Source organism: Streptomyces sp. NPDC056222 (genome assembly GCF_042264065.1).
GTDB lineage: Bacteria > Actinomycetota > Actinomycetes > Streptomycetales > Streptomycetaceae > Streptomyces.
Genome location: NZ_JBHJTL010000128.1, coordinates 10675 through 19939, shown reverse-complemented (window position 1 = coordinate 19939; position 9265 = coordinate 10675). Strand labels below are relative to the sequence as shown.

The window sequence follows — 9265 nt, the reverse complement described above, 5'->3', positions numbered from 1 at the left end:
GGGCTCCGGTTCAGGGGGAGCCCGGCCCTTCGCCTCGCGCGTACCGCGGTTACTCGGCCTTGATGGCGGCCAGCATGTTCAGCTTCGCCGCGCTGCGGGCCGGCCACATGGCGGCCAGCACGCCGACCAGTCCGGCCAGGACCAGGAAGATCCCGATCCGGTCCCAGGGCAGCACCAGCGCGTAGCCCGGCAGGCTGCTCTTCATCGTCTCGCCGATCGCCCAGCCGAGGAACGAGCCGAGACCGATGCCGACCACGGCGCCGAAGAGCGAGATGACCACGGCCTCCAGACGGACCATCCGCTTGACGCGGCGTCGGTCCAGGCCGATCGCCCGCAGCATGCCGATCTCCTGCTGCCGCTCGAAGACGGACATGGCCAGGGTGTTCACGACGCCCAGGATCGCGATGAGCAGGGCCATCGCCAGCAGGCCGTACATGATGTTCAGGAGCATGTTGATCTGGCCGCCGAACAGGTCACGGATGTCCTTCTGGTCCATGACGGTGATGGCCGGGTTGTCGCCCATGGCCTTCGCGAGCGCCTTCTCGTTGGCCGCCGAGGCGCCGCCGTCCATCGAGACGAAGATCTGCGGGATGTAGGACTGCTGCTCGTGGGCGGTGATGATCTCCGCGTCGATCACGACCGGCGAGACGAACTCGCTGTCCTCGAAGACCGCGCCGACCGTCAGCTTGCCCTTCTGCTTGTCCCCGAACTCGACCGGCAGCGTGTCGCCGACCTTCCAGCCCTGCTTGGTCGCGGTCTTCTCGGCGACCGCGATCTTCCCCTCGCCGAGCGAGTCGAGCGAGCCCTTCACGGTGTCGAGCTTGATGAGCCGCTCGATGTCGCCCGGGGTGACACCGGAGGCCGAGACGTCCTTGCCGTTCAGCGAGAACCAGCCGGCCAGCTGCGGCGAGACGGCGGTGGCGCCCGGGGCCTTCTCGATCGCGGCGAGCGCGTCCGTGTTCATACCGCCGCCGCTGGCCATGGAGATCATGTAGTCGGCGCGGATCTGGTCCGTCGTCATCTTGTCCAGGGCGGAGCCGACCGTCGTACCGAGCACGGACAGGCCGGTGACCAGGGTCAGACCGATGGCGAGCGCGGAGGCGGTGGCGCCGGTACGGCGCGGGTTGCGGACCGCGTTGAGGCCGGCGAGCTTGCCGGAGACCCCGAAGAGGCCGACGAAGAGCGGGCGGATCACGGCGATCACCGGGCGGGAGAGCAGCGGGATCAGCACGATCACACCGATGAGGGTGACAAAGGCTCCCCCCGCGATGAACATCCGGCCGTCGTCGCCGCCCTTGCCGGCGCCGAGCACGATCAGGACCGCACCGAGCGCGGTGAGCGCGGCGCCGATGGAGTTGCGGACCACCAGCGACTTCGTGGTCGCCGCCGCGTGGACGCTGCTCATGGCGGCGACCGGCGGGATCTTCGCGGCGCGGCGGCCGGGCAGCCAGGCGGCGAACATGGTGATCAGGATGCCGACGGCGAGCGCGGCGACGAGCGGGGTGGTGCCGAGGACCAGCGGGCCGTCCGGCACCTTCAGGTCGAAGGCGTTCATGCCGGCGCGCAGCCCGACGGCGAGCGCGATGCCCAGGCCGTAGCCGACCACCGAGGCGATCAGGCCGACCAGACCGGCCTCGGCGAGGACGGAGCGGGTGATCTGCTTGCGCGAGGCACCGACGGCGCGCATCAGCGCGAGCTCCTTGGTGCGCTGGGCCACCAGCATGGTGAAGGTGTTCGCGATCAGGAACACGCCGACGAAGAGGGCGATGCCGGCGAAGCCGAGCAGGACCTGCTTCAGCGCGCCGAGCCCCGCCTCGATGTCCTTGGCCTGCTGGTCGGCGAGCGCCTGGCCGGTCTGGGCCGTGGCGGCCTTCGGGACGACCTTCAGGACCTCGTCCAGGAGCTTGTCGGCGTCCGTGCCGGGGGCGGCGACGACGGTGGCGTCCCGGTAGAAGCCCGGCTTCACGTACTGCTGCTGGGCGACGGGGTTGTCGAAGAGGACCAGGCTGCCGCCGGCGCTGACCGCGCCGTCCTCGGTGGTGAACACACCGGAGAGGGTGTACTCCTTCACCGGGCCGTTGGTGGCGACGCGGACCGTGTCGCCGACCTTGTAGCCGCCCTTGGCCGCGGTGGCCTGGTCGAGCGCGATCTGGCCGTCCTGCAGCGGGCCGGCGCCCTGGGTGAAGTCGTACGCCCGGTCCTTGCCGTCGGCGCCGGGGGCGAAGTTGGTGCCCTTGTTGGACCAGCCGACGCCGATCAGCTTGCCGTCCTTGTCGGGCACGCCGGCGAAGCCGTCGACCCGACCGGAGACGGAGGTGACACCGTCGAGCTTGCCGATGCGGTCGATGACGTCCTGCGAGAGGCCGGGCGTCTTGGCCGCTTCCTCGGGGCTCGGGTACATGCTGACGGCGACGGCGACGTCGTCGTAGCTCTTGGCCGACTGGCTGCGGAAGGCCTGGGAGAGGGTGTCGGTGAAGACCAGGGTGCCGGAGACGAAGGCCACGCCGAGCATGACGGCGAGCACGGTCATCAGCAGCCGGGCCTTGTGCGCGAGCACGTTGCGCAAGGCGGTACGGAACATATGTGTGTCCTGGAGTGGGGCCGGCGCCTGCGGCGGGCCGGGAAGTGAGAGGGCGGGGAGGACGGGGCGCAGCCGGCTCGCGGCCGGGCGCCGTCACGGTCCCCGCGTGGGCGGGGCTCCGGGGCGGGGCCCCGGGACGGCGCGGCGAGGCGCCGCCGCCTCAGCTCGTGCGGCCCTTCGAGTCGAAGGCCTTCATGCGGTCCAGCACGCCGTCCGCCGTCGGGGCGATCATCTCGTCGACGATCCGGCCGTCCGCGAGGAAGATCACCCGGTCCGCGTAGGACGCGGCGACCGGGTCGTGGGTGACCATGACGACCGTCTGGCCCAGCTCCCGTACCGAATTGCGCAGGAAGCCCAGCACCTCGGCGCCCGAGCGCGAGTCCAGGTTTCCGGTCGGCTCGTCACCGAAGATGATCTCGGGGCGGGAGGCCAGCGCGCGGGCCACGGCGACGCGCTGCTGCTGGCCTCCGGAGAGCTGCGCGGGGCGGTGGCTCAGCCGGCCGGACAGGCCGATCATGTCGATGACCTTCTCCACCCACTGCTTGTCGGGCTTACGGCCGGCGATGTCCATCGGCAGCGTGATGTTCTCCATGGCCGTCAGGGTCGGCAGCAGGTTGAACGCCTGGAAGATGAAGCCGATCTTGTCCCGGCGCAGCTGCGTGAGCTGCTTGTCCTTCAGGGTGCTCAGCTCGGTCTCGCCGAGGCGGACCGAACCGGCGGAGAAGGAGTCCAGGCCGGCGACGCAGTGCATCAGGGTGGACTTGCCGGAGCCGGAGGGGCCCATGATCGCGGTGAACTCGCCCTGGCGGAAGTCCACGGTGACCTGGTCGAGGGCGACCACCTGGGTCTCGCCCTGTCCGTAGACCTTCGAGAGATCCGTGGCGCGGGCGGCCACCGCGGTGGCGCGGGACACGGTGGGGGTGGTGGTCACGAGGGGACTCCTGTCACTGCGGACGTTCGGGAACCACTCCATCGTGTCGAGCGTTGAGGCCCGGAGCGTCCGTCCACGTGCCCGTTCCTGGGGCAGCCTGGAGTCGGACCGGGGGGCCCGCCCCTCCTCCTGAGGTATGACATGACCCCTGAGGCGCCCTCGGAGCGTGGGGCCGGCCGGTGCCCCCAGGGCGATGTGACATAGATGCGGCGAGTTTTCGTCATTCCGGCGTACGTGTCTTTGCGCCTGCGACCCCTGTCACACTTCGTCAGACGGCCCCTACCTGCACTGACACACCCTCAGACGTCAATAAAATAAGACAACATCGGGCCAGCGTTCCGCTGAACGGGGTAAGCGTCCGGATAGGCTCATGTGCCAACGCAGAGCCGCGCGCCAAGCCCGGGTGGTGGAATGCAGACACGGCGAGCTTAAACCTCGCTGGCCTTCGGGCCGTACCGGTTCGAGTCCGGTTCCGGGCACAGCTCACCCTCCTGGACCGCGGGGTCTCTCTAACGATCTCGGAAAGATCCTCCCCGAGCACTAGGGAGTTTCCTTTGCTTCCGCATTACTCTTGACGCAAGGCCGCGCAGTGCGGCCATGGAGGAGTGAGATGAGGAGCAGCAACCCGGTCTTCTCGCGACGGGGGTTCAGCCGCGACAACGGCTACGCCGGTTTCAACGCGCAGCAGCCGCAGGCCGGGGGCGCCGTCGGAACCAACCCGTACGCCGATGGCGCGACGAACCCGTACGCGACCAACCCGTACGCGCAGGACACCCAGCTCGGCGCCCCGCAGACGCGCGGCGATGTGATGACGATCGACGACGTCGTGAGCCGTACGGCCATGACGCTCGGCACGGTCGTGGTCACCGCCGCCCTGGCGTGGATCCTGCTGCCCGTCGACGAGGCGAACCTCGGCAAGTCCTACGGCATCGCCATCGGCGCCGCCCTGGTGGCCTTCGTCCTGGCGATGGTGCAGTCCTTCAAGCGCAAGGCCTCGCCCGCGCTGATCCTGGCCTACGCGGCGTTCGAGGGTGTCTTCCTCGGCGTGATCTCGGCCACGGTCTCGACCTACATCTCGCCCGGTGTGGTCGCGCAGGCGGTCCTCGGCACGATGGCGGTCTTCGCCGGTGTGCTCATCGCCTACAAGATGCGCTGGATCCGTGTGACCCGCCGCTTCTACGGCTTCGTGATGGCGGCCGCGATCGGCTTCGTCCTGCTGATGCTGGTCAACGCGGTCTTCTCGCTCTTCGACGGCGCCGGTGACGGCCTGGGCTTCCGCAGCGGCGGCCTCGGCATCCTCTTCGGTGTCATCGGCATCATCCTCGGTGCCTGCTTCCTCGCTCTCGACTTCAAGCAGGTCGAGGACGGCGTGACGTACGGCGCCCCCCGTGAGGAGTCCTGGCTGGCGGCCTTCGGCCTCACCCTGACCCTCGTGTGGATCTACCTGGAGATGCTGCGCGTGCTGTCGATCCTGCAAGGGAACGACTGACGCACCGCTCGTGTGTGACGAAGGGCCCGTCCGGCTTCCGCCGGGCGGGCCCTTCCGCGTTCTCGGCGTTCTCAGCCCCTGAGCGCGGCGTCCAGGAGCACCCGGGCCGCCTCCTTCGCCTGGGCGGCGGGCTCGGGGGAGCCGTTGATGCCGGCGACGGCCATGGCGCCGTTGGCGAGCAGCGCCAGCTGATCGGCGAGCTCGGACGGCGCACCGAGGGCGTTCGTCTGCTCGGCGAAGTAACCCCGCAGGGCCTGCTTGTGTCCGCGGGCGATGTCGGCGACGTCCGCCGAGATGCCGCCCATCTCGCCGAAGGTGTTGATGAAGGCACAGCCCCGGAAGCCGGGGTCGGCGAACCAGTCGCCGAGGTAGTCGAAGACCGCCAGGGCGCGCTCGTACGGGGTGCCCGCGTGACTCGCCCCGTGGGCGGCGATGGCTTCCCGTACGGCCGCGTCGCGGCGGTTGAGGACGGCCCAGACCAGATGATCCTTGGACGGATAGAGCTGGTAGAGACGCTTGAGGGAGACGCCGGACGCGGTGCGGATGGCGTCCATGCCGACCGCCTGCACGCCGCGCTCGTCGAAGAGGGCCTCGGCGGCTTCCAGGAGCCGTAGCTCGGCGGATTCCGTGTCCATCGCCCGATCACCCCATCAGTGGAGAATCATCGTTCTCTCACTCTACAGGGCATGAGGAACGATGGTTCTCCCTGTCGGGGCGGTCCGACGGGGGCCCGCACGGGCGGGCCCCCGTGCGGAGTGTCAGAGCAGCCGGCGGGCCGCTCGCCGAAGGTCGTACTCGTGGATGATCGCCTTCGCGTGGCCGTACGCGAGGTCGTGCTCGCCCCGGAGCCAGCTCACCTTCTCCTCGAAGCGGATGAGGGAGGGGCCTTCCTCGACGGTGCGAAGCCAGTCGGAGATTTCACGACCGGTGCAGTGAGGGATGCGGGCGAGCAGGTTGCGATGGGTCTCTTCGGAGAATGCGTGGGACATCGGCGCCTCCGGACGCGTGTTGCCGTGTGCTCCTTCCCGTCACCGTGCCTGAGTGAAGGGCCGTTGGCAACAGTCCCCGGAGGGCGCGTAGGGTCGCGCCGTGCTTGATACGAGTGAACTGACCGCCGTCGTCGAACGGTTCGCCGACCGGCTGCGGGCCGCCCCGCAGAGCCGTCTCCAGCGTGGCGCGGCAGCCGAAGGGCTCGAGCTGGCCAGGGAGTTGGCGCTCCTGGCGCAGCGGATAGAGGAGCCGGCGGGCGCCGGGCGGATCATCCCGGACGCCGGCGTGTTCGCGGTCGCCGACCAACTTGTCGTGGCCGGAAACGATCTGGCGGAGATTCTGCGAACGGCCCCGGCCGGCTCCCTGGAACGGGAACTGGGCGAGGCCGTGAGGCTGGTGCGGGAGGCCGCCGAGCGGTCGGGGCTCTGACGGCCCCGGGAGGCTACAGCGAGGCGATCACGCGGTCGGCGAGGATGTAGACGTTCTCGTCGTCCGCGTCCCCGAAGGAGAACGTCAGGGCGTACGCGCCCGAGACACCCGAACCGCCGAGCAGGACCGGCGTACGGCCGGTGCGCAGGGCGTCCGCGAGACGCTCCGCGGTCTCCCGGTGACCGGGGGTCATGCAGAGCGTGGTGCCGTCGGCGAAGACGTACACGTCCAGCGTGCCGAGCGGCCCGGGGCGCACGTCGGTCAGCGCGGTGCGCGTGTCGGCGAGCTCCTCGAGGCGGGCCACCGTGCGCTCGTGGTCGGTGACCACGGGCGTCTGGACCGGCACGAAGTCCGGGTGCGAGGGGTGGCGGCGACGGGCCGCGGCGAGCTCCGGAGAGTCCTCGGCGTACTCGTTCAGCTCGGGGAACTCGTCCAGGACGCTGTCGACGCCGGGGCCGTCCAGCGCGGCGGCCTCGGCCTCCATCGCCTCCAGGGCCATGGCCTCCAGGCCGGCGAAATCGGCCTGGCGCGGCACGTAGAAGGGGCCGTCCTCGGCGGATCCGCCCAGGCCGCCGAGGAGCGACGGGGCGTCGGCCGCGTCACGGGCCTCCTGTGCCGCCCAGAACGCCCGGGCCTCGGCGAGCTCGCGCTCGCGCTCCTCGGCCAGCGCCTCGGCGACCGCGGCCCGTATCTCGGACGCGGGCGTCTGGCGTGCCGGGGGTACGGACACCCCGTGGGCGGTGGCGAGTTCGCTACGCAGAGCGGTGACCTGCTTACGGAGACCGTGGGCGGCGTGCAGGGCGGCGGCGCCCACGGCCGTGGCGGCGGCCGTGGTCACCAGCAGGGCAAGAGACATGGCGCTCACTGACGTACTCCCGATTCCGAGTCGATCCCCCCGACTTCCTACATCAGCTTGTCGTGGGAGTGCGCCCCCTGTCAGTGCATTACGTCACGAAATGGACAGGTATTTGGGCCAGGTGTTTAGTCCCGTTGTGGTTGTGACCTGCGGGAATGACTCTCCCCCGGGACGTAGGTCACATCCTGGGGGAGATTCGGTCACGGCTAGGACGCGACGGGGTTAGCCGAGGCGTCTTCTGGGCTTAGCTGAGGCGCTCGATGACCATGGCCATGCCCTGGCCACCGCCGACGCACATGGTCTCCAGACCGAACTGCTTGTCGTGGAACTGGAGGCTGTTGATCAGCGTGCCGGTGATGCGGGCGCCGGTCATGCCGAAGGGGTGGCCGACGGCGATGGCGCCACCGTTGACGTTCACCTTGTCCAGGTCCAGACCCAGGTCCTGGTAGGACGGGATGACCTGGGCGGCGAAGGCCTCGTTGATCTCGGCGAGGTCGATGTCGTCGATGGTCAGGCCGGCGCGCTTGAGGGCCTGCTTGGACGCCTCGACCGGGCCGAGGCCCATGATCTCGGGGGAGAGGCCCGAGACGCCGGTGGAGACGATGCGGGCGAGCGGCGTCAGGCCGAGCTCGCGGGCCTTCGTGTCCGACATGATCACGAGCGCGGCGGCGCCGTCGTTGAGCGGGCAGCAGTTGGCGGCGGTGACCAGGCCGTCGGGGCGGAAGACGGGCTTGAGGCCCTGCACGCCCTCCAGGGTGACGCCGGCGCGCGGGCCGTCGTCGGCGGAGACGACGGTGCCGTCCGGGGTCGTCACCGGGGTGATCTCGCGCTCCCAGAAGCCGTTCTTGATGGCCTGCTCGGCGAGGTTCTGCGACCGTACGCCGAACTCGTCCATCTCCTGGCGGCTGATGCCCTTGAGGCGGGCCAGGTTCTCGGCGGTCTGACCCATGGCGATGTACGCGTCCGGGACGAGGCCGTCCTCGCGCGGGTCGTGCCAGGTGGAGCCCTCGGAGGCGGCGACGGCGGCGGTGCGGGCCTCGGCCTCGGCGAAGAGCGGGTTGTGCGTGTCGGGCAGGGAGTCCGAGTTGCCCTTCGCGAAGCTGGAGACCATCTCGACGCCGGCCGAGATGAAGACGTCGCCCTCGCCGGCCTTGATGGCGTGCAGCGCCATGCGGGAGGTCTGGAGGGAGGAGGAGCAGTAACGGGTGATCGTGCAGCCGGGGAGGTGGTCCATCCCCATCTGGACGGCGACGATCCGGCCCAGGTTGTTGCCCTGCTCGCCACCGGGGAGACCACAGCCGAGCATCAGGTCGTCGATGTCCCGCGGGTCCAGCTCGGGGACCTTGGCGAGCGCGGCCTGGATGATGGTCGCGGTGAGGTCGTCGGGCCGCAGGTCCTTCAGGGAGCCCTTGAAGGCCCGGCCGATCGGGGAGCGGGCGGTCGAGACGATGACGGCTTCGGGCATCACGGCTCCAGGGGAATGCGGGGTGGACGGACTGAAAGCGAAGCTACCTGCACGTACGGCATGGGTCACCGCCCAGACGGTGTGACGCGGACCTCTTTTCTAAGCGAGCGCTCAGTCCGCGCGCGCGGCGCGCCCTCTCGCCCCTCCGATGCAGCCCATTGTCCCGCCGCGGCGCGGTCGGGTCACACCCCGTTGCGGGCCGTCGTCCCGCTGGGGCGGTGCCCCCGCCCCACCACCGTTGTGGGCAATGTTCCGCTGGGGCGGTGCCCCCGCCCCACCGCACCCTCCACCGTTGTGGGCAACTGTTCCGCTGGGGCTGGGGGTCCCCCGGACGGAGTCTGGGGGAGGGTGGGCACAACGGAACGGCGCCCTTGCAGGCGCTTGTGCCCCTTGCCGCCCCGAGCCCCAGGGCCCTGAAGAGTGCACGTGCCTCGTGGTGCGGGGGCCGGTCGGGGCGGACGCGCCCGCAAGGGCGCCGTCCCGTGTGCCCACCCGTCCCGCCCAGCGGGACGATTGCCCACACG

Annotated in this window: 8 protein-coding genes and 1 tRNA gene; 3 read left to right on the top strand and 6 right to left on the bottom strand. The window is 70.2% G+C overall.

The genetic code is table 11. From position 1 onward, the window contains the following. Positions 1–49: 49 nt before the first annotated feature. Together ACFC0D_RS35370 and ACFC0D_RS35365 are read right to left on the bottom strand one after the other, a co-directional pair. Positions 50–2581 carry an ABC transporter permease gene (locus ACFC0D_RS35370; RefSeq protein ID WP_376445282.1) on the bottom strand — a complete coding sequence of 844 codons (2532 nt, stop codon included), beginning with the start codon at positions 2579–2581 and terminating at the stop codon, positions 50–52. Positions 2582–2741: 160 nt separating this feature from the next. Then, positions 2742–3512 (bottom strand): ABC transporter ATP-binding protein, encoded by a 771-nt coding sequence (locus ACFC0D_RS35365; protein ID WP_376445280.1) that lies wholly within the window; start codon positions 3510–3512, stop codon positions 2742–2744. A 397-nt stretch (positions 3513–3909) separates the two neighbouring features. Between ACFC0D_RS35365 and ACFC0D_RS35360 the strand changes: the two genes are divergently transcribed. After that, a tRNA-Leu gene (locus ACFC0D_RS35360) sits at positions 3910–3991 on the top strand. 131 nt (positions 3992–4122) lie between these two features. Then, positions 4123–5001: a Bax inhibitor-1/YccA family protein gene (locus ACFC0D_RS35355; RefSeq protein WP_376445277.1), complete on the top strand. Its 879-nt coding sequence runs from the start codon at positions 4123–4125 to the stop codon at positions 4999–5001. A gap of 71 nt (positions 5002–5072) precedes the next feature. Here the strand turns inward: ACFC0D_RS35355 and ACFC0D_RS35350 are convergent, their stop codons facing one another. Continuing rightward, a complete protein-coding gene (locus tag ACFC0D_RS35350) occupies positions 5073–5636 on the bottom strand; it encodes a TetR/AcrR family transcriptional regulator (RefSeq protein WP_376445275.1) in 564 nt (187 codons plus the stop codon). Positions 5637–5759: 123 nt separating this feature from the next. Beyond that, positions 5760–5990 carry a DUF4287 domain-containing protein gene (locus ACFC0D_RS35345; protein ID WP_376445272.1) on the bottom strand — a complete coding sequence of 77 codons (231 nt, stop codon included), beginning with the start codon at positions 5988–5990 and terminating at the stop codon, positions 5760–5762. Between the two features lie 100 nt (positions 5991–6090). Here ACFC0D_RS35345 and ACFC0D_RS35340 point away from each other — a divergent pair, with 100 nt between their 5' ends. Next, positions 6091–6420 carry a hypothetical protein gene (locus ACFC0D_RS35340; protein ID WP_376445269.1) on the top strand — a complete coding sequence of 110 codons (330 nt, stop codon included), beginning with the start codon at positions 6091–6093 and terminating at the stop codon, positions 6418–6420. Positions 6421–6433: 13 nt separating this feature from the next. On the opposite strand, the gene ACFC0D_RS35335 is transcribed toward ACFC0D_RS35340, so the two are convergent. Continuing rightward, positions 6434–7276 (bottom strand): hypothetical protein, encoded by an 843-nt coding sequence (locus ACFC0D_RS35335; protein WP_376445266.1) that lies wholly within the window; start codon positions 7274–7276, stop codon positions 6434–6436. A 244-nt stretch (positions 7277–7520) separates the two neighbouring features. Further along, positions 7521–8741: an acetyl-CoA C-acetyltransferase gene (locus tag ACFC0D_RS35330; RefSeq protein WP_376445263.1), complete on the bottom strand. Its 1221-nt coding sequence runs from the start codon at positions 8739–8741 to the stop codon at positions 7521–7523. Between the last annotated feature and the right edge of the window lie 524 nt (positions 8742–9265).